This is a genomic window from Variovorax sp. Varisp53 (assembly GCF_059491555.1).
The window spans coordinates 4298766-4316859 of sequence record NZ_CP168512.1 but is presented as its reverse complement, the minus strand read 5'-3'; the positions used below and the strand labels follow the sequence as shown (position 1 = coordinate 4316859).

The 18094-nt window shown below is 66.8% G+C and carries 17 protein-coding genes; 10 read left to right on the top strand and 7 right to left on the bottom strand.

Annotated elements, in window-relative coordinates; genetic code table 11:
• Nucleotides 1-53: 53 nt before the first annotated feature.
• The 4 genes from guaD (at nt 54) to ACEOAB_RS20155 (ending at nt 4569) form a co-directional block, all read left to right on the top strand.
• On the top strand, nt 54-1340 hold the full coding sequence (gene guaD / locus ACEOAB_RS20170) for a guanine deaminase (protein ID WP_413748760.1): 1287 nt from the start codon (nt 54-56) through the stop codon (nt 1338-1340).
• Between the two features lie 73 nt (nt 1341-1413).
• Complete coding sequence (dcd, locus tag ACEOAB_RS20165) at nt 1414-1980, top strand: dCTP deaminase (RefSeq protein WP_015866656.1); 567 nt, start codon at nt 1414-1416, stop codon at nt 1978-1980.
• Nucleotides 1981-2089: 109 nt separating this feature from the next.
• Nucleotides 2090-2974, top strand: coding sequence for a KPN_02809 family neutral zinc metallopeptidase (gene ypfJ / locus ACEOAB_RS20160; RefSeq protein WP_007837323.1), 885 nt, complete (start codon nt 2090-2092; stop codon nt 2972-2974).
• Nucleotides 2975-3105: 131 nt separating this feature from the next.
• Nucleotides 3106-4569: a DEAD/DEAH box helicase gene (locus ACEOAB_RS20155; RefSeq protein WP_007837321.1), complete on the top strand. Its 1464-nt coding sequence runs from the start codon at nt 3106-3108 to the stop codon at nt 4567-4569.
• 36 nt (nt 4570-4605) lie between these two features.
• On the opposite strand, the gene ACEOAB_RS20150 is transcribed toward ACEOAB_RS20155, so the two are convergent.
• The 5 genes from ACEOAB_RS20150 to ACEOAB_RS20130 form a co-directional block, all read right to left on the bottom strand.
• Nucleotides 4606-4827 carry a hypothetical protein gene (locus tag ACEOAB_RS20150; protein ID WP_082571993.1) on the bottom strand — a complete coding sequence of 74 codons (222 nt, stop codon included), beginning with the start codon at nt 4825-4827 and terminating at the stop codon, nt 4606-4608.
• Nucleotides 4828-4960: 133 nt separating this feature from the next.
• Entirely contained in the window at nt 4961-6586 is a 1626-nt protein-coding gene (locus ACEOAB_RS20145) for a rhodanese-related sulfurtransferase (protein ID WP_495653068.1), read from the bottom strand.
• Entirely contained in the window at nt 6583-7188 is a 606-nt protein-coding gene (locus tag ACEOAB_RS20140; RefSeq protein WP_413748758.1) for a cysteine dioxygenase family protein, read from the bottom strand. The genes ACEOAB_RS20145 and ACEOAB_RS20140 overlap by 4 nt, the downstream gene beginning before the upstream one ends.
• A complete protein-coding gene (locus ACEOAB_RS20135) occupies nt 7185-8165 on the bottom strand; it encodes an ABC transporter substrate-binding protein (protein ID WP_413748757.1) in 981 nt (326 codons plus the stop codon). Before ACEOAB_RS20135 ends, ACEOAB_RS20140 begins: the two co-directional genes overlap by 4 nt.
• Entirely contained in the window at nt 8162-9403 is a 1242-nt protein-coding gene (locus tag ACEOAB_RS20130; RefSeq protein ID WP_413748756.1) for an acyl-CoA dehydrogenase family protein, read from the bottom strand. The genes ACEOAB_RS20135 and ACEOAB_RS20130 overlap by 4 nt, the downstream gene beginning before the upstream one ends.
• 110 nt (nt 9404-9513) lie before the next feature.
• On the opposite strand from ACEOAB_RS20130, the gene ACEOAB_RS20125 reads away from it, so the two are divergent.
• From ACEOAB_RS20125 to ACEOAB_RS20100, 6 genes are all read left to right on the top strand, one after another.
• Nucleotides 9514-10524, top strand: coding sequence for an ABC transporter substrate-binding protein (locus ACEOAB_RS20125; protein ID WP_413748755.1), 1011 nt, complete (start codon nt 9514-9516; stop codon nt 10522-10524).
• Nucleotides 10525-10555: 31 nt separating this feature from the next.
• Entirely contained in the window at nt 10556-11674 is a 1119-nt protein-coding gene (locus tag ACEOAB_RS20120; RefSeq protein ID WP_413748754.1) for an LLM class flavin-dependent oxidoreductase, read from the top strand.
• A 147-nt stretch (nt 11675-11821) separates the two neighbouring features.
• Nucleotides 11822-12640 carry a class II aldolase/adducin family protein gene (locus ACEOAB_RS20115; protein WP_413748753.1) on the top strand — a complete coding sequence of 273 codons (819 nt, stop codon included), beginning with the start codon at nt 11822-11824 and terminating at the stop codon, nt 12638-12640.
• A 14-nt stretch (nt 12641-12654) separates the two neighbouring features.
• Complete coding sequence (locus ACEOAB_RS20110; protein WP_413748752.1) at nt 12655-13626, top strand: ABC transporter substrate-binding protein; 972 nt, start codon at nt 12655-12657, stop codon at nt 13624-13626.
• A 363-nt stretch (nt 13627-13989) separates the two neighbouring features.
• On the top strand, nt 13990-14688 hold the full coding sequence (locus tag ACEOAB_RS20105; RefSeq protein WP_413748751.1) for a fumarylacetoacetate hydrolase family protein: 699 nt from the start codon (nt 13990-13992) through the stop codon (nt 14686-14688).
• Between the two features lie 97 nt (nt 14689-14785).
• Nucleotides 14786-15703, top strand: coding sequence for a helix-turn-helix transcriptional regulator (locus ACEOAB_RS20100; protein ID WP_413748750.1), 918 nt, complete (start codon nt 14786-14788; stop codon nt 15701-15703).
• Between the two features lie 49 nt (nt 15704-15752).
• Here ACEOAB_RS20100 and ACEOAB_RS20095 read toward each other — a convergent pair whose 3' ends face one another.
• Nucleotides 15753-16871, bottom strand: coding sequence for a hypothetical protein (locus ACEOAB_RS20095; protein WP_413748749.1), 1119 nt, complete (start codon nt 16869-16871; stop codon nt 15753-15755).
• Nucleotides 16872-16986: 115 nt separating this feature from the next.
• Nucleotides 16987-18093, bottom strand: coding sequence for a DUF6708 domain-containing protein (locus ACEOAB_RS20090; protein WP_056589646.1), 1107 nt, complete (start codon nt 18091-18093; stop codon nt 16987-16989).
• Nucleotide 18094: the final 1 nt, after the last annotated feature.

Here is an 18094-nt window from a genome sequence, read left to right as displayed (position 1 = left end):
TACGCGAGTGGAAATCGTGGGCCGGCGGGGCTGGATTACCCTCCCTACCCACGATGAAAAAAGCCTACCGCGCCTCCCTCCTGCGATTCGATGCCGCCGGCCAGCCCGTTTTCGATGAAGACGGGCTGCTGGTCGTCGCCCCTGACGTCACCGGCCGCCAGCGCGTGCTCGACGCCGGCAGCCATGCCGCCGTTGCGCCGCGCCACCCCGATGCGCACACGACCCACCTGCCCGGGCGCATCCTCGCGCCGGGCTTCGTGGACATGCACATCCACTTTCCGCAGACCGACATCATCGGTTCGCCCTCGCCGGGGTTGCTCCCCTGGCTCGAGAACTACACCTTCCCCGCCGAAAGCAAGTTCGTCGACCCTGCGCATTCGAACGAAGTGGCCGAGGTGTTCTTCGACGAACTGCTGCGCAACGGCGTCACCACCTCGCTGACCTTCGCGACTTCGCACGTGGCCTCGGTCGACGCCTTCTTCGAAGGCGCCCAGCGCCGCGGCCTGCGCATGATCACGGGCAAGGTGCTGCAGGACCGCAACTCGCCCGACGGCGTGCGCGATGAAACCGAGCAAAGCCTGATCGATACCGAGGCACTGATCCGCAAATGGCACAACGTCGACCGCCTGGGCTATGCCATCACGCCGCGCTTCGCGCCCGCGAGCACCGAAGCCCAGTTGCGCGGCGCGGGCGAACTGGCCGCGAAGTACGCCGACACCTGGGTCCAGTCGCACGTGGCGGAGAACCGCGACGAAGTGAACTGGGTGCGCGAGCTGTACCCGAAGGCGCGCTCCTACCTCGACGTGTACGCCGGCTTCGGCCTGATGCGCGAGCGCGCCGTGTACGCGCACTGCATCTACCTCGACGAGGCCGACCGCGAACTGCTGCGCGAGACGAAGACGGCCGCGGCCGTGAGCCCGACCAGCAACCTGTTCCTCGGCAGCGGCTTCTTCGACTTCGGCGCGGCCGACCGCGTGGGCTATCCCTATGGCCTGGCCAGCGACGTGGGCGGCGGCACCAGCTTCAGCCCCTTCCACACCATGATGGCGGCCTACTACGTCGGCCGCGAGGGCCAGACCAAGGCCGGCCTGAGCATCGCGCCTTCCGAACTCTGGTGGCGCCACACCGGCGGCGCGGCGCGCGCGTTGGGGCTCGACGGCGTGGTCGGCAACCTGCAGCCGGGCTGCGAAGCCGACTTCCTGGTGCTCAACCCTTCGGCCACGCCGTTGCTGGCGCGCAAGACGAAGCTGGCGAACACGCTGGAAGAAATGCTCTTCGCGATGATCGTGCTGGGCGACGACCGGTTGGTCGAGCGCACGGTGATTTCGCAGGCGCTGTAGCACCCGGGGCCGCTGGGAGGGTGGTGGCGCATGCCACAATTCGCGCCATCTCCCCCCGCAGCAGCGACAGCAAATGAGCATCAAGAGCGACAAATGGATCCGGCGCATGGCCGAGCAGAACGGCATGATCGAGCCCTTCGAGCCCGGCCAGGTGCGCGAGGCCGCAGGCCACAAGATCATCAGCTACGGCACCTCGAGCTATGGCTACGACATCCGGTGCGCGCCTGAATTCAAGGTCTTCACCAATATCCATAGCACGGTCGTCGACCCGAAGAACTTCGACGAGAAGAGCTTCGTCGACATGCACGGCGACTACTGCATCATCCCGCCCAACAGCTTCGCGCTGGCGCGCACCGTCGAGTACTTCCGCATCCCGCGCAACGTGCTGACCATCTGCCTGGGCAAGAGCACGTACGCGCGCTGCGGGATCATCGTCAACGTCACGCCGTTCGAGCCCGAATGGGAAGGCTACGTGACGCTCGAATTCAGCAACACCACGCCGCTGCCCGCCAAGATCTACGCGGGCGAGGGCTGTGCGCAGGTGCTGTTCTTCGAGAGCGACGAGGTCTGCGAGACCAGCTACAAGGACCGCGGCGGCAAGTACCAGGGCCAGCGCGGCGTCACTCTGCCAAAAACCTGACGTATTGCCAGCCGGCCGCTGACGGCCGGTTACCCTGGGGGGCGCCGGGGCAAGTACCATCCTGCGAACGCCGGCAAATCCTCCTGCAATGGCCGGCAAGGAGACTGCGATGAGATGGGAAGGCAACGAACAATCGGACAACGTCGAAGACCGCCGCGGTGAAGGTGGTGGCGGTGGGGGTGGCTTCATCGGCGGGCGCAGCATCGGCATCGGGACCATCGCGGTCGCGCTGATCGCGGGCTGGGTCTTCGGCATCAACCCCCTCACGGTACTGAGCCTGCTCAGCGGCGGTGGCGGTCCGGCCCAGGTACAGCAACAACAACAGGGACCCGCGCCCAAGCCGCCGTCCGGCGACCGCGAAGCGGCGTTCGTCTCGACGGTGCTCAAGAACACCGAAGTCGTGTGGACGGCCGTATTCCGGCAGAACGGGGGCACCTACCACGCACCGCGCCTCGTGCTGTTCCGCGATGCCACGCCCACGGCCTGCGGCACGGGGCAGTCGGCCATGGGGCCGTTCTACTGCCCGGGCGACCAGAAGGTCTACATCGATCTCGGCTTCTACGACACGCTGAAGAACCAGCTCGGCGCGCCGGGCGAGTTCGCGCAGGCGTACGTCATTGCGCACGAGGTCGGCCATCACGTGCAGGACGAACTCGGCATCACCGCCAAGGTCGACGGCATGCGCGGCCGACTCAGCCAGACGCAGAACAACGCGATGAGCGTGCGCGTCGAGCTGCAGGCCGACTGCTTCGCGGGCGTGTGGGCCCACCATTCGCAGGAGTCGAAGAAATGGCTCGACCCGGGCGACATCGAGGCCGCGATGAACGCTGCACAGAAGATCGGCGACGACGCTTTGCAGCGTTCCGCGGGCCGTGCGGTGGTGCCCGACAGCTTCACCCACGGATCGAGCGCGCAGCGCCAACGGTGGTTCGGCTCGGGCTATCAAAGCGGCGACATCAAGGCCTGCGACACTTTCAATGCACGCAGCCTTTGAGCTGCATGCCTCCGAATGCCTCGTAAGTGCTGGCTGGATTGCTATTGAATAAATAGCAATTCCATGGGCGCGGGCGTTGTCATGCCGAAGTCACTGCCGTTTTTTGCGGCGATGCGACAATAGCGGGCTCAATGACAAGCTCCTTCTCCAATCTAATGCTGGCGGAACCGCTGGCGCGCGCCGTGGCCGAAATGGGCTACGAGACCATGACACCGATCCAGGAGCAGGCCATTCCGGTCGTGCTCTCGGGCCAGGATGTGATGGGCGCCGCCCAGACAGGCACCGGCAAGACGGCGGCGTTTTCGCTCCCGCTGCTGCAGCGCATGCTCAAGCATGAAAACGCCTCGACCTCGCCGGCGCGGCACCCGGTCCGGGCCCTCGTGCTGCTGCCCACGCGCGAACTGGCGGACCAGGTCGCGCAACAGGTCAAGCTGTACGCCAAGTACACCAACCTACGCAGCACGGTCGTGTTCGGCGGCATCGACATGAAGCCGCAGACGCTGGAACTGAAGAAGGGCGTCGAAGTGCTGGTGGCCACGCCGGGCCGGCTGCTCGATCACATCGAAGCCAAGAACGCGGTGCTCAACCAGGTCGAATACGTTGTGCTCGACGAAGCCGATCGCATGCTGGACATCGGCTTCCTGCCCGACCTGCAGCGCATCCTGAGCTACCTGCCCAAGCAGCGCACCACGCTGCTGTTCTCGGCGACGTTCTCGCCTGAAATCAAGCGCCTCGCCAGCAGCTACCTGCAGAACCCCGTCACCATCGAAGTGGCGCGGCCGAACGAAACGGCTTCCACCGTCGAGCAGCATTTCTACAGCGTGGGCGACGACGACAAGCGCCGTGCGCTCAAGCAGATCGTGAAGCAGCGCGGCATCACGCAGGCCTTCGTGTTCGTCAACAGCAAGCTCGGTTGCGCGCGCCTCGCACGCTCGCTGGAGCGCGATGGCCTGCGTACCACCGCACTGCACGGCGACAAGAGCCAGGACGAACGCCTGAAGGCGCTCGCCGCGTTCAAGGCCGGCGAAGTCGATCTGCTGGTGTGCACCGACGTCGCGGCACGCGGCCTCGACATCAAGGACGTGCCGGCGGTCTTCAACTTCGACGTGCCGTTCAACGCCGAAGACTACGTGCACCGCATCGGCCGCACCGGCCGCGCCGGCGCTTCGGGCCTCGCCGTGAGCTTTGCCAGCGGTGGCAACGACGCGCGCCTGGTGGCCGACATCGAGAAACTGATCAAGAAGAAGATCGAACTTGAGCCGGTCGAATTCGAGGAAGACCGCCCGCGCGGCCGCATCAACGACGGACGCCGCCACTGGCGCGAAGAAGGCGAAGCCGGTGATGCACGCGATGTGCTCGACCAGCCGCGCGAGCGCCGCGAAGCCGAAGCCCGCCGCGGCGGTGGACGCCCGCACCGCGCGCCGTCGGCGCCGCGCGATCCGTTCTTCGACAAGCCCTACGAGCCCGGCGAGCCGGACGCCACGCCCGCCTGGGAAGCTGCCGCCAAGGCAGCTACGCCCGCGCGCGGCATCTCCAGCAACATCAAATCCAAGCGCAAGGTTGCGGCGCTGTTCAAGAGCGCCGAACCGAGCTAGCTGGCCTGGCTGCGCAGCGGCGTCAGCCGCCGCAGCTCAGCGCCATCCGCGGTGCCAGCCGTATTGCGGGTGGCGCCAGCCCCAGCCGTAGCGCGGGTGGTAGGCCCATGTGAACCCGACGCCTGGCGACACGTACGTCGGAGCGACGTAGGCCACGCCCGGAGGCGCCGCATAGACGGGTTGAGCCGGCGCAACCACGCAGCCGGTCAGGGTGGCTGCCAGCGCGGCAGCGGACAGGGTAAGAACGGGAAATCTCATGGCAAAGCTCCTGGAACGAGTTGTTGTCGATATGAATCTCCAACGCCTTGCCGCTTAGCCGGATGACGGCCTTTACCCTGGCGACACAGTGTCACCAGCGTGTCGAAATCCTTTCAAAATGCTTTCTCGCGTGTCAGATCACGTTGAAGTGATGCGTGCCGTCGCGTCCCAGCTGTGCGACCAGGCCGTACTCCCAATCGAGGTAGGCCTGCATCGCTTCGGTGGGGGCCTCAGTGCCCTCGTAGGGGCGGCGGTAGCGGTCGGTGCGGGCGGTCGCGAGGCGCGTCTCGCCGGTCTCCGCTTCGAGGCCTGCTGCGAACCAGGCCGCGTTGCCACCCGCCAGCACACGCACCTCGATGTCGCCCTTGCCGCGCGCATCGAGCAGGGCGCGCAGGTCGGCTGCGGCATAGCGTGCGAGCAGGCTGCTGCCGCAGGTCAGCACGTAGCGCTGCGCGGGTGGCATGACGGCGTCGAGCGCCTGCGCGAGTTGTGCGCGGATCGCGTACCAGGCGCCCGGAATGTGGCGCTTCACGTAGTTCGCGCTGGAGGTCACGTCGATCACCGCCGTGCCGGTTTGCTGCTGCAGCAGCACCGCGAGGTCCTTCGGTGCGATCTCGCCCACGGCAGTGGCGACAGGTGGATAGGCGCTCGCCGGTGCCGCCGTTTCGGTGAACGCCGCAGCCGTCGGCACCACTTCCGGCACGTAGGCCTCCCACCCCATCTGCGCGAGCCATGAGGCGCTCATCGAAGCGCGCACGCCATCGTCGTCCACCAGCACGATGCGCGCGCCGCGCACCGGCACCTGGTGATCCGTTTCCTGCACCAGTTGTCCGCCGGGTGCGCTGGCAAAGCCGGGCAGGTGGCCGGCCGCATATTCCTCAGGTGTGCGCACGTCGAAGCGATACACGGTGCGTCCCGGCGCTTCGAGCGTTTGCAGTGCGTCGAGTGCAATGCGGCGCACGCTGGCCAGATCGGCCACGCGCCTTGCATCGGCCTGCGCTTGCGCGCGATGCGCCGGCGACACCGCAAGGGGCGCCTGCCGGTCCGCGCCATGGTCCAGCACCTGCCCCGCGAGCTTCCATCCGATCGTGCCATTGCGAAGCGCCGCCACCGGGTTCGGAATGCCCGCATTCACCAGCGACTGCGTGCCGATGATGCTGCGCGTGCGCCCCGCGCAATTCACGATCACCTGCGTGGCCGGATCGGGCGCCAGCTCGCGCACGCGCAGCACCAGCTCCGCGCCCGGCACGCTGGTGGCCGAGGGAATGCTCATCGTCTGGTATTCGTCGAAGCGGCGCGCGTCGAGCACCACCACGTTGGCCTTCGCATCGACCAGCGCTTTCACCTCGGGTGCAGAGAGCGAGGGCGTGTGCCGCTCGTGCGCGACCAGTTCGCCGAACGACTTGCTCGGCACGTTCACGTCGCGGAACAGTTCGCCGCCCGCCTTGCGCCAGCCCTCGAGGCCGCCTTCGAGCAGGTGCACGTTCGTGTAGCCCAGCGCGGCCAGCGTGTTCGCGGCCAACGGGGCAAGGTCGGCGTCGTCGTGCTCGCCGTACAGCACGATCAGCGTGTCGAGCCGCGGAATGCGCCGCCAGGCCTCGATCTCGATGCGCGAGAGCGGCAGGTTCGCTGCCCACAGCGGGTGTTCCTGTGCGAACGGATCTTCCTCGCGCACGTCGAGCAGGGCGGTTTCTTCGCGTGCGATGAGCCGCGCGCGCACGGCGGCGAAGGGCAGGGTGGGAAAGGAGGCAGTCGTCATGCGGTTGTCGAAGAAGATCCGAGTTCGGCGCAGCGGTCCCACAGGTTGGGCAGCAGCGCATTGGAGTATCCGGAGACGAAGGGCTTGCGGCCGCCCTGCGCCGGGTAAGTATGCCGCCGCACGGCGCCGATGTTCGCGCCGTAGACGTGGATGCTGATCGATACGCGGTCCGCATGCGCGTTGTGAACGCGGTGCAGATCGCCGACGGTGGGCGACACGGCTTCCACGTCACCGGCATCGAGCCGCACCGCTTCGCCTTGCGGCTGCGCGCGGCCCTGCGCGTCGAGCACATGGCCCTGGCTGTACTCCGCGCCGCGCAGCATGCCGATCAGTCCCCACACCGTGTGGTCGTGCACCGGCGTGGCCTGCCCTGGTCCCCACACGAAGCTCACGACCGAGAAGCGCTCGGTGCTGTCCGCGTGCAGCAGGAATTGCTGATAGCGCACCGGGTCGGGTTGTGCAAAGGCCTCGGGCAGCCAGTCGTCGCGCGCCACCAGCGTGCGCAGCAGCGCGCCGCCTTCCGAAAGAATGCGGGGCTCGTCGGGCGCGCTGTCGAGCAGCCGGCCGAAAGCGCCGACGAATTCGCGCAACGGCGCGATCACGCCGCGCGCTTCCAGACGTTGGTGTCCGTGATCGCGCGAACGTCGACGCGTACTGGCAGGATGCCGTCGCGCGCCGAGCGGTCGGCCACGGCCTGCAGCGCGACGATGTCCGCCTCGCTCACCGGCCGGCCCGCCACGGACGCCCGCGCCGTGATGATGCGAGAGGACTCGATCGGAAGCCGCGTGAGCTGGCTGTAGGCCTGCGCGTAGGCCTCGGGGTTGGCCAGCGCCCAGTCGCCCGCGCGGGCCAGCCGGTCCAGAAACTGCACGATGGCCGTGCGCCGGGCCGGATCTGCCAGCGAATGTTCGCTCGCGGTGATGAAGCCCAGGGCGGTATTGATGCCGCGCCCGTCGCGCAGGATGCGCCCGCCCTGCTGCAAGGCAATCGTGTAGTACGGATCGAAGATGGCCCACGCATCGATCTGCTTCGACGCGAAGGCGGCTGCCGCATCGGTAGGCAGCACGAACTTCACCGTCACCTCGCTGCGCGGCACGCCGGCTTCTTCGAGCGCACCGTACAGCTGGTACTGCGAGATGCTGCCGCGCGCCGACGAGACGATCACCGTCTTGCCGCGCAAGTCGGCCACGCTTCGCAGCGGCGAATCAGGCTGCACCACGATGCCCAGCGAATCGGCCTTGCCGACGCGCGTGGCGACGATCTTCAGCGGCGTCTTTCCGACGGCCGCCGCCAGCACGGGCAGGTCGCCGGCCATGGCCGTGTCGACCGCCGCGCTGCGCTGCGCCTCGAACAACGGCGCCGCGCCCTGGAAGTTGGCCCAGCGGTAGGCGAAGGGGGCGCCTTCGAGCGTGCGCGAGGCCTCGAACAGCGAGCGCAGGCCGCCGGCCTGGTCGCCGAGCACCAGCGTGGCTTGTGGCTGTGCAAAGGCGCGCAGCGAACCGGCTGCAGCCAATGAGAGTGCGGCGCCTTGCTTGAACCAATCGCGGCGCGAAGTTTTCGGGAAGAAACGGGATGTCATGCGGCGACTCCCGGCGACAGCAGCGCACGCTTGCCCGCCGCGACCAGGATTGCGTCGTTCTGCGGCGTGTGGATGCGGCTGCACAGCACGTCGCGGTAGTGCCGCTCCAGCGGGTTCTGCCGCGTGAGGCCGTGGTTGCCGCTCAGCTGAAGGGCCAGCTCGACCGCGCGGACCGCGTTGCCCGTTACCGTGTACTTGAGCAGGCCGCTGTCGGCGGCCGGCGGTGGATGGCCGTCATCGACAGCGGTGGCCGCCTCGTCGAGCAGCACGCGGTCGGTTCGCAGCAGCGCCTCGATCTCGCCCACATGCTCCTGCGCGCGCGGCAGGCTCGCCAGCGGCGCGCCGAGGCTGCCGGGCGCGCGCTGGTTCAGGAAGCCCACCAGCCAGTCGCGCGCGGCCGTCGCTACCGCGTCGTAGAGGCTGCCGAGCAGCACCGTCATCCATGCCTGTTGCGTGGCACGGGCGTCAATGTCGGTCTGGCTGCCCGCGTCGGCCGCCCAGTCGGCCGGCGCGCGCAGGTCTGCTGCATGGTCGAGGCCGATGGCGACGTTCTCGAACACCACCTCGTGGCTGCCCGAGGCGCGCAGGCCCAGGTGGTCCCAGCTGGGAATCACGCGCACGCCGGGTGCTTCGCGCGGCACCAGGAACACGCCGGTGCGCGGCGTGGCCTCGTCGGTGCGGGCCCACACCGCGAGCCAGCTCAGGCCGTCGATGCCGGTCGTATAGAGCTTGTGGCCATCGATCTTCCAGCCGCTACCCTCGCGCCGCGCGACCGTGCCGGGCAAGCCGCCGCGGGCGGGCGAACCCAGCACGGGCTCCACCCGCAGCGCATTGATCAGCGCGCCGCGCGCCACCGCATCGCGCGCCACGCGTTCGCGCAGCTGCGGCGGCCAGCGGCTGTCGGTGCGCGTCAGTGCGTGGTGCTGCAGATAGGTCATCGTGAGGATCAGCGCCGTGGCTGGCTCGCCGCGCGCCACGGCCGCGATCACGCGCCGTGCCGTTGCCAGCGTGGCGCCGCCGCCGCCGTGTTCGGCGGGAGCGACGAGCCCGATGAGCCCGTGCGCCTGCAGCGCCGCGAAGTTCTCGCGCGGAAAGGCGCCACTGCGGTCATGGTCGGCTGCGGTGGCGGCGAACTGCACCGACAGCCGCGCCAGCACCGCGGCATCGACGTTGGCGGGCGGGGGAGGCGATGGTTCTTCAGGCGTGGCCGGCGCGCGGCGCAAGGGGAGTGCACTCATGGTGCCCAGACGTTAGCGGGCCGCCTGGCGCCGGAAAACGACGCATCCCGCATATGCAAACTCGTTTTTCTGCGTTCGCTTCCGCTGCCTGTCTGGTTACGGTCCGGTGGATGAAAACAGACTTCCTTCTTGACCGGCGCCGCCTGCTGCAAGCCGCCGCCGCGTGGGGCACGGCTGCAACCGCCGGAGCAGCGGGCCTGGCCCAGGCTGCGTCGCCCTCGCGCGACCTGTCGGGCGTCACGCTGCGCGTGGGCACCTACAAGGGCCTCTGGCGGCCGCTGCTCGCCGCTTCGGGCCAGGCCGACACGCCCTACAAGATCGACTGGCGCGAGCTCAACAACGGCGTGCTGCACATCGAGGCCATCAACGGCGACGCGCTCGACCTGGGCTCGGGCAGCGAGATTCCGCCGGTGTTCGCGGCGCGGCAGAAGTCCAGCGTGAAGCTGGTGGCCGTGACGCACGAAGACCTGAACAACCAGGCCACGCTGGCGCGCAAGGATGCACCCATCCGCAGCATCGCCGACTTCAAGGGCAAGCGCGTGGGCTACGTGCGCGCCACCACTTCGCACTACTACCTCGCCAGGCAATTGGCCGAAGCGGGCCTGTCGTTCAGCGACATCCAGGCCGTGAGCCTCACGCCGTCGGACGGCCTCTCGGCCTTCGCGCGCGGCGATCTCGATGCCTGGGCCATCTATGGCTACAACGGCCAGTTGGCGCGCACGCAGTACGGCGCGCGGGTCATCAAGACCGGCGTGGGGTATCTCTCGGGCAACTTCCCCATCTACGCCAATCCGCGTGCGCTCGACGATGCATTGCGCCGTGCTGCGCTGGGCGACCTGCTGCAGCGACTGCAACGCTCGTTCGCGTGGATCAACGGCAACTTCCTGGCCTACGCCCGCGCGCAGTCGGCCGAAACGCGCGTGCCCGTGGGCGACATCGTCGAGCTCTTCAACCGCCGCAGCGGCGAGTACAGCCTCGGCCCCGTCAGCGATGCGGTCGTGCGCAGCCACCAGGACGTGGCCGACACCTTTCTGAAGATCGGCGTGCTCGACGGTCCGGCTGACGTCAAACCGCTGTGGGACCGCAGCTTCGAGAACGTGCTGCGCCTGCCCGCCGCCTGACATCCACTTTCCATTCACGAGGACAAGAACCATGAGCCAGCAACACCAGGACGGCGTCGAATTCATCGGCATGATCCAGGGCCAGAAGGTCTCGGAGATCCATGCCGCCAAAGGGCCGTCGATCGACCGCGACTACGTGCGCGCCTTCGCGCAAGCCCACGAGAAGGCCGGCTTCGACCGCGTGCTCGTGCCGCACCACTCGACCAGTCCCGACGCCACGCTCACGGTGGCGTACGCCGCCTCGGTCACCGAGCGCATCCACTTCATGCTTGCGCACCGCCCCGGCTTCGTCGCGCCCACGCTGGCCGCGCGGCAGTTTGCCTCGCTCGACCAGTTCAGCGGCGGCCGGCTTGGCGTGCACTACATCTCGGGCGGCTCCGACGAGGAACAGCGCCGCGACGGCGACTGGCTCGATCACGACCAGCGCTACGCCCGCACCGACGAATACCTCGAGGTGCTGCACAAGGTATGGACGGCCGACAAGCCCTTCGATCACGAAGGCGCGCACTACCGCTTCCAGAACGCCTTCTCCGAAGTCAAGCCGGTGCAGACGCGCGGCGGCAAGCCGCATGTGCCGGTGTATTTCGGCGGGGCTTCCGAGGCCGCGATTCCGGTCGCGGGCAAGTACGCCGACGTGTACGCGCTGTGGGGCGAGTCGCTCGACCAGGCGCGCGAGCTCACCACGCGAGTGCGCGCCGAGGCGGCGAAGCATGGGCGCGGCGTGCGCTTCTCGGTGTCGTTCCGTCCGATCCTGGCGGAGACCGAAGAGGCCGCGTGGGCGCGCGCCGAGAACATCCTTGCGGAGACCAAGCGCCTGCGCGTGGTGCAGGGCTACAACCGCGGCGGTCCGCAGCAGAGCGAAGGCGCGAAGCGTTTGCTGGCTGCGGCCGAGAAGGGCTCCCGGCTCGACAAGCGGCTGTGGACCGCGGTGGCACAGGAGATCGGCGGCCGCTCGAACAGCACCGCGCTGGTCGGCACGCCGGAGCAGGTGGCCGATGCGCTGCTCGACTACTACGACCTGGGCGTGACGACCTTCCTGATCCGCGGCTTCGATCCGCTGGAGGATGCGCTGGACTATGGGCGCGAGCTGATTCCGCGCACGCGGGAGTTGGTGGCGCAGCGCGCTGCGTCCATCCGCAAAGCTGCGTGAGTCATGAATTTCTCCCTCCCCCTCTGGGGGAGGGCAGGGGTGGGGGCAAGCGGCGTTCAACACCGTCATGGCTTTGAAGCCGTCGAGCCCCCATCCCAACCTTCCCCCAGAGGGGGAAGGAGCAAAAACCGAATACCTGGAGTGCCCATGAGTGCCGTTCTTTCCATCGACCGCCACGCGTCGCTGAAGCTCAACCCGAACCCGCAACAGAAATACTGGTTCGACCCCATTCCTGCGCGCCCCACCGTCCAGGCCGAGCGCCGCCATCGTCAGGAGCGCCTGGCCGGCGCCTTCCGCCTGTTCGCGCGCTTTGGCTTTGCGCAGGGCCTGGCCGGCCATATCACCGCGCGCGACCCCGAGCTGAGCGACCACTTCTGGGTCAACCCGCTCGGCATTCATTTCTCGCGCATCAAGGTGTCCGACCTGCTGCTCGTCAATTCGAAGGGCGAGACCGTCATCGGCGAAAGGCCGCTCAATAAGGCCGCCTTTGCCATCCACGCCGCGATCCATGAGCACAACCCGAAGATCGTTGCCGCCGCCCACACGCATTCGACCTCCGGCAAGGCCTGGTCCACGCTGGGCCGCAAGCTCGACACCCTCACGCAGGACAGCTGCGTGTTCCACGAGGACGTGGCGTTGTTCGACGACTTCACCGGCATGGTGGTCGACACCAGCGAGGGCGAGCGCATCGCCCGGGCGCTGGGCGACAGGAAGGGCGCCATCCTGAAGAACCACGGCATCCTGACGGCCGGGCCTACGGTGGAAGCCGCTGCGTGGTGGTACATCGCGCTCGACAACGCCTGCCACACGCAACTGCTCGCCGAAGCCGCCGGCAAGCCGCAGCCGATCGACGAAGAAACCGCGCGCCACACGCACAGCCAGATCGGTGGACCCGAAGGTGCCATCCATTCCTTCGACAGCCTCTACGAAGGTCTGCTCGAAACCGAGCCCGAACTCCTGCTGTGACGACGGGCAATGTCATGAACTTCAGCACATCCATTGCCCCCGGTTCCCGCCGCCGGTTTCTCGTCCAGGGCGCATCGGTTGCCGCCGCTGTCGCCCTGCCGGGAGCGGTTGCCGCACAGGGCCGTCCGGTGCTCAAGGCCGGCGACCAGAAGGGCGGCCTGCGCGCGTTGCTCGAAGCGGCGGGCGGGCTCGAGGGGCTCGGCTACGACATCCAGTGGTCGGAGTTCCCGGCCGCGGCACCGCTGGCCGAAGCACTCAATGCCGCTGCGGTCGATTCGGGCCCGATCGGCGACGCGCCGCTGATCTTTGCGCTGGCGGCGGGCACGCGCGTCAAGGCCATAGGCGCGAACCGCTCCGACTCCTACGGCACGGCCGTGCTGGTGCGGCCCGACTCACCGCTGAAGACCGCCGCCGACCTCAAGGGCAAGAGCATCGCGACGAACCGCGGCTCCATCGGCCACTACGTCACGCTGAAGGCCATCACCTCGGCCGGCCTCAAACCCGAGGACGTGAACATCCGGTTCCTCGCGCCCGCCGACGCCAAGCTTGCGCTCACGCAGGGTTCGGTCGATGCCTGGGCCACGTGGGAGCCATACACCGCATTGGCCGAGGTCAGCCACCATGCGCGCGTGCTCGTCAGCGGGCGCGGCCTGCTGCCGGGGCTCAGCTATCTCGCGGCCACCGACAGCGCCATCGCGGCCAAGCGGCCCGTGCTGCAGGACTTTCTGCAGCGCGTGGTGAAGGCGCAGCTCTGGTCGTACCGCAACGTCGACGCCTACTCGGCCGCGTTGGCGCGCATCATCGGCATTCCTCCCGAGGCGGCGAAGCTGCAGTTCGAACGCCGCCAGCAGAAGTGGGTGGCCATCGACGCGCAGGTCATCGCCGACCAGCAGGGCACGGCGGACTTTTACCGGCAGGTCGGGCTTATCAAGCAGCCGCTCGATGTGAAGGGCACCTTCGATACGGGGTTCGGTGTGGCTGGCTAGCAATTCGTGCAGCAGCTGTTCAGGGCGCGATCCCGCCGACGGGGTGCCTTGCTCCGCGAATGTCCCCCGGCCTTCGGCCTCCTCCTTTATTTCGCTGCGCAAGGCACCCCATCGGCGTGATCGTTGGACAGAGCGGTCGTTGATCAGCGGTTCACCAGCAGCGTGCCCTCGTGCTCAGGACACCGGGTGCTCCCCGCAGCGAAATAAAGGAGGAGGCCGCAGGCCGGGGGACATTCGCGGAGGGGAGTACCCGGTGGCCTGTGCACGCACCCCGGAAAAAAACCGAGATGAAACCGTAGCTGAGTCCAAGACTCGCATAAATGCGTCCCCAGGGCGCAGGGCGGTGGTGGCTAGAGTCGTCGAATGACCACCGACACTCCTTACGCCATTCCCCCCGCGCCCGTTCATTCGCTGCCCATCCAGGGCGAACGCGCGCGCTTCCCGGTCAACCGCATCTTCTGCGTGGGCCGCAACTACTCCGAGCACGCCCGCGAGATGGGCCACAACCCCGACCGCGAACCGCCGTTCTTTTTCATGAAGCCGGCCAGCGCCATCGTGGCCGATGGCGGCGAGTTCGCGTACCCGACGCTGTCGAACGACGTGCACCACGAGATCGAACTCGTGGTCGCGCTCAAGACCGGCGGGTCGAACATCGCCGCTGCGGACGCGCTGAGCCATGTGTATGGCTACGCCGTCGGCCTCGACATGACCCGCCGCGACCTGCAGGGCGAGGCCAAGAAAATGGGCCGCCCCTGGGACACCGGCAAGGCCTTCGACGGCTCCGCGCCCTGCGGCGAACTCGTGCCCGTGGCAAAGGCCGGCCACCCCTCGACGGGCGAGATCCGCCTCGAAGTCAACGGCACGCAGCGCCAGGTCGGCGACCTCGCCGACATGATCTGGAACGTGCCCGACACCATCTCCTACCTGTCGACACTGTTCACGCTGCAGCCCGGCGACCTGATCTTCACGGGCACCCCGGCCGGCGTCGCGGCCGTGCAGCGCGGCGACCGCATGCGCGGCACGGTGGCGGGCGTGGGCGCGCTGGAAGTCGCGGTCGTCTGAGCTCGAGGACGGCCCGCGCATCGAGCCGGGCCGGCCTTCCGGGCCGCGAGTTGGCGTACCCTCGCGGGCAGACGCCTGCCGACCCGCCCGTTTTCCGATGCGCACCTCTCCCTCCACGTCCGTCCGCACCTACGGCATGCACGAGCGTGCCGACCACCTCGACTTCGACATCCGCTTCCAGGGTGCGCGCAACGAGCTCACGCTGCCGCACCGGCACGCGTACTTCCAGATCCAGATCGGCATCGAGGGCAGTTCGCAGCAGGCCATCGGCGGCGAGGTGCGCCCCTTCGGCCCGCGCCACCTGAGCTTCGTGCTGCCGTACCGGGTGCACGTGATTCCACATCCGCCCGATGCGCTGTACTGCATCGTCAACTTCGACCAGCGCTTCCTGTGGCCCGAGCTCGAGGTCGATGCGCTCGACCTCGATGACGTGTCGCTCGCGCGCTACCCCGACCTCGCGCCCTTCCTGTTCCAGGAGTACGTCGACTTCGCCTTCGACGAGGCCGACTTCGCCCGCGTCCGCGGCTGGCTCGACGAGTTGCACGCGCTGAACGCGGGCCGCAGCTTCGGTGCCAAGATCGCGATGCGCGGCATCGTGCAGCAGATCATCGCCCTGGCCTGCATGCGGCAGGAGCAGGCGCTGATGCGCCTTTCGCTGCAGCACAACGGCAAGACCTCGCAGCGAGACGCGTTGCAACGCGTGGTGCGCTACGTGCGCGACAACCTCGACAAGCCACTGTCGCTGACCGATGCCGCGGCCGCCGCGTTTCTCTCGCCCAACTACCTTGCAAACCTGCTGCGCAAGGAAACCGATCGAACATTCACCGACCTGGTGACCGAGCGGCGCATCGAGCGGGCGAAAGAACTGCTGTCCTCCACCTCGCTGCTGGTGCGGGAGATTGCGCACCAGTGCGGGTTTGCGGACGAGGCCTATTTCAACCGGCGGTTCCGGCAGTGGGTGGGGAACACGCCGAGGAGCTTTCGGCGTGAGCATGTGGTGAGTACGCGGGGGTGATTCGTGCCGGATGGATTGCGGGCGCCGGCGGCCACGCATGGAGTCGCACTCATGCCTTGCGCGACATTGCTTTCTGCAGCGCCTCTGCCGTTCCCCAGTGCTGCAAGAACTCGATCTCGTCGGCCTTGCTCAGCTTGCCATGCGACCGATAGACGAGCGCTGTCATCACCGCACCCGTTTGCACAGGCTTGTCTTCCGGCTCGCCAATGCCCGAGTCGCTTTGCCACTCCTTTGGGAATGCCGGCCAGGAGCAGGTGAGCTGGCTCATCATGTGAAAGCTGGTCTCCATGAAGCCCGGCTTTTGCTCCAGCCTGTACTGGCGAGCGTCGGGCTTGCCGCAATAGGTGGTGTAGTCCGGATGCAGGTAGCGGGCAATGCCCTTGTAGGTGGAAGAGGCGTCGGCGGGAAGGTGATCGACCGTGGGGCCGACCTCCATGTACTGGCGGATGTACTCCCACAGATACGCCGCGTTCTGCGTGCCCGAAAGGCCCGGGCCGACGAAGATGCAGTCTTCACCCTTCGCACTCGGATCGGCCGGGTCGAAGGGCGGGTGGTAGAGCGCCAACGCCTTGATGGTCTGCTTGGCGCCCGCGCTGGCACCTTCGGGTTCGAAAAGCGCCACCAGACGCTCCCAGTCAAGCACCACATTGCCTCCGCAATAGCCGGGTCGCAGCACGTACACCTTGCGGGTGAGCCGGTTGAAGCGAATGCGTCCGCGTGCGTCAGTGAAGAAGCAGGTTCGCATGCCCATGTAGTGGAACCACGCGAAGATCATGAAGGCGCTGGCCAGGGCGAGGGGAAGCAACAGGAGCCAGCCGAGCCACAGATCCGTTGACGAAACACGGTCGCTGATCATGAAGAAGAAAATGATCTGCCCGAAAAGCAAAGGATGAACTGCCAATCCGTACCACATCCAGATCAGCACGGCAGCCGGCAAGACGACGTAAAGGTTCCCCATCCCTGCACGCCACTGCAAATCCCATCCCGGATTGCATAGTTCCAGGTACGCATCGTTCTGGGCATAGGCCGCTCGGCCTGGCATCTCGATGCCGCGTGCGCCGGAGCGGTGAGTCGGCCAGTATTTTTGTCCCTCAAGGTTGATATGGGCGCGGCTTTTTCCAGGGGAGCGGTGCCGGGCCAACCGGTAGCTGTTTTCGCGAACGAACATGAACTCCTCAGTTCGGTTGTGGCTCGGCCTGCAAAGCCTCAGATCGATTGCAGTTTGGCCCGCAAAGTCGAAGCCTTGCGTACACCCGCAGATGCTCGGCTATTGATCGTCGGGCTCATGCCTTGCGCGACGTTGCTTCCTGTAGCGCCTCGGAAGTTCCCCAGTGTCGTAGGAACTCGATTTCGTCGGCCTTGCTCAGCTTGCCTTGTGCCCGATAGACGAGCGCTGTCATCACCGCACCCGTTTGCACCGGCTTGTCTTCCGGTTCGCCAATGCCAGAGTCGCTTTGCCACTCCTTTGGGAATACCGGCCATGAGCAGGTGACCTGGCTCATCATGTGGAAGCCTGTCTCCATGAAACCTGGACGTTGCTCAAGTTTGTACTGCTCGGCACTGAGTTTGCCGCAGTAGGTGGTTTGTTCCTGGCCAATGCGTTCGGGAATGCTTGCTTGGCCCGGGCCGTGCGCCATATAGCGGCGGATGTATTCCCACAGTGGAGCAGCTTCACTCGAAGCGGATAGGCTGGGGCCGACGAACAAGCAGTCTTCGCCAAGGCCTCGGGGGTCGTTGATATCGATGGGCTTGCAGTAAAGCACCAGCGCACGCCGTTGCAAGCGGGTGTTCTCACGGCGCCGGAAGATCGTGTCGTAAATCGTCCAGTCCAATACCGCGCATATGCGATCCCAATCGAGCACGACGTTCCCACCGGCGAACTTCGGCCGCAGTACGTAGACCTTGCGTGTAACACGATTGAATCGAATTCGGCCGCGAGCGAAGGTGAAGAATGATGGCCTGATGACTCCAGGGAATACGGAGAGGTGCCAATAGGCATACATCAATGCCGCGCATGGAGACAGGAAGAGCCAGCCGAACCAGATATAGATCGCGCGTGCCTCAAGTGAACCAAACCAGAGAAAAAGTATGTTTCCAGTGAGCAGTGGGTGTATTGCAAGTCCATAGAACATCCATAGCGTCAGAAAAACTGCAGTTCCCACAAAAAGCAACATGGGGACGGCCATCCATTGTTCTGACCAACCCGGATTGCACAGTTCCAGGTACCGATCATTTTGCGCATACACAGACCGGGCAGGGAACTCGGCTGCAGCGTCGGCGCGTTCGTTAACTCGCCACAACCTGTCGGTCTCATCCGCGTGCGCACAACGGCGGCTTTCGACCAATGAGCGCTGGCGAACAATTCGGTAGAAGTTTTCAAATGCAAACATC

Coding starts and splice junctions, on each gene's coding strand:
- ACEOAB_RS20150 (WP_082571993.1), bottom strand. CDS start 4,827: ATGAGATTTCCCGTTCTTACCCTGTCCGCTGCCGCGCTGGCAGCCACC.
- ACEOAB_RS20110 (WP_413748752.1), top strand. CDS start 12,655: ATGAACTTCAGCACATCCATTGCCCCCGGTTCCCGCCGCCGGTTTCTC.
- ACEOAB_RS20130 (WP_413748756.1), bottom strand. CDS start 9,403: ATGAGTGCACTCCCCTTGCGCCGCGCGCCGGCCACGCCTGAAGAACCA.
- ACEOAB_RS20125 (WP_413748755.1), top strand. CDS start 9,514: ATGAAAACAGACTTCCTTCTTGACCGGCGCCGCCTGCTGCAAGCCGCC.
- ACEOAB_RS20105 (WP_413748751.1), top strand. CDS start 13,990: ATGACCACCGACACTCCTTACGCCATTCCCCCCGCGCCCGTTCATTCG.
- ACEOAB_RS20100 (WP_413748750.1), top strand. CDS start 14,786: ATGCGCACCTCTCCCTCCACGTCCGTCCGCACCTACGGCATGCACGAG.
- ACEOAB_RS20095 (WP_413748749.1), bottom strand. CDS start 16,871: ATGTTCGTTCGCGAAAACAGCTACCGGTTGGCCCGGCACCGCTCCCCT.
- ACEOAB_RS20120 (WP_413748754.1), top strand. CDS start 10,556: ATGAGCCAGCAACACCAGGACGGCGTCGAATTCATCGGCATGATCCAG.
- ACEOAB_RS20090 (WP_056589646.1), bottom strand. CDS start 18,093: ATGTTTGCATTTGAAAACTTCTACCGAATTGTTCGCCAGCGCTCATTG.
- ACEOAB_RS20135 (WP_413748757.1), bottom strand. CDS start 8,165: ATGACATCCCGTTTCTTCCCGAAAACTTCGCGCCGCGATTGGTTCAAG.
- dcd (WP_015866656.1), top strand. CDS start 1,414: ATGAGCATCAAGAGCGACAAATGGATCCGGCGCATGGCCGAGCAGAAC.
- ypfJ (WP_007837323.1), top strand. CDS start 2,090: ATGAGATGGGAAGGCAACGAACAATCGGACAACGTCGAAGACCGCCGC.
- ACEOAB_RS20145 (WP_495653068.1), bottom strand. CDS start 6,586: ATGACGACTGCCTCCTTTCCCACCCTGCCCTTCGCCGCCGTGCGCGCG.
- ACEOAB_RS20115 (WP_413748753.1), top strand. CDS start 11,822: ATGAGTGCCGTTCTTTCCATCGACCGCCACGCGTCGCTGAAGCTCAAC.
- ACEOAB_RS20155 (WP_007837321.1), top strand. CDS start 3,106: ATGACAAGCTCCTTCTCCAATCTAATGCTGGCGGAACCGCTGGCGCGC.
- guaD (WP_413748760.1), top strand. CDS start 54: ATGAAAAAAGCCTACCGCGCCTCCCTCCTGCGATTCGATGCCGCCGGC.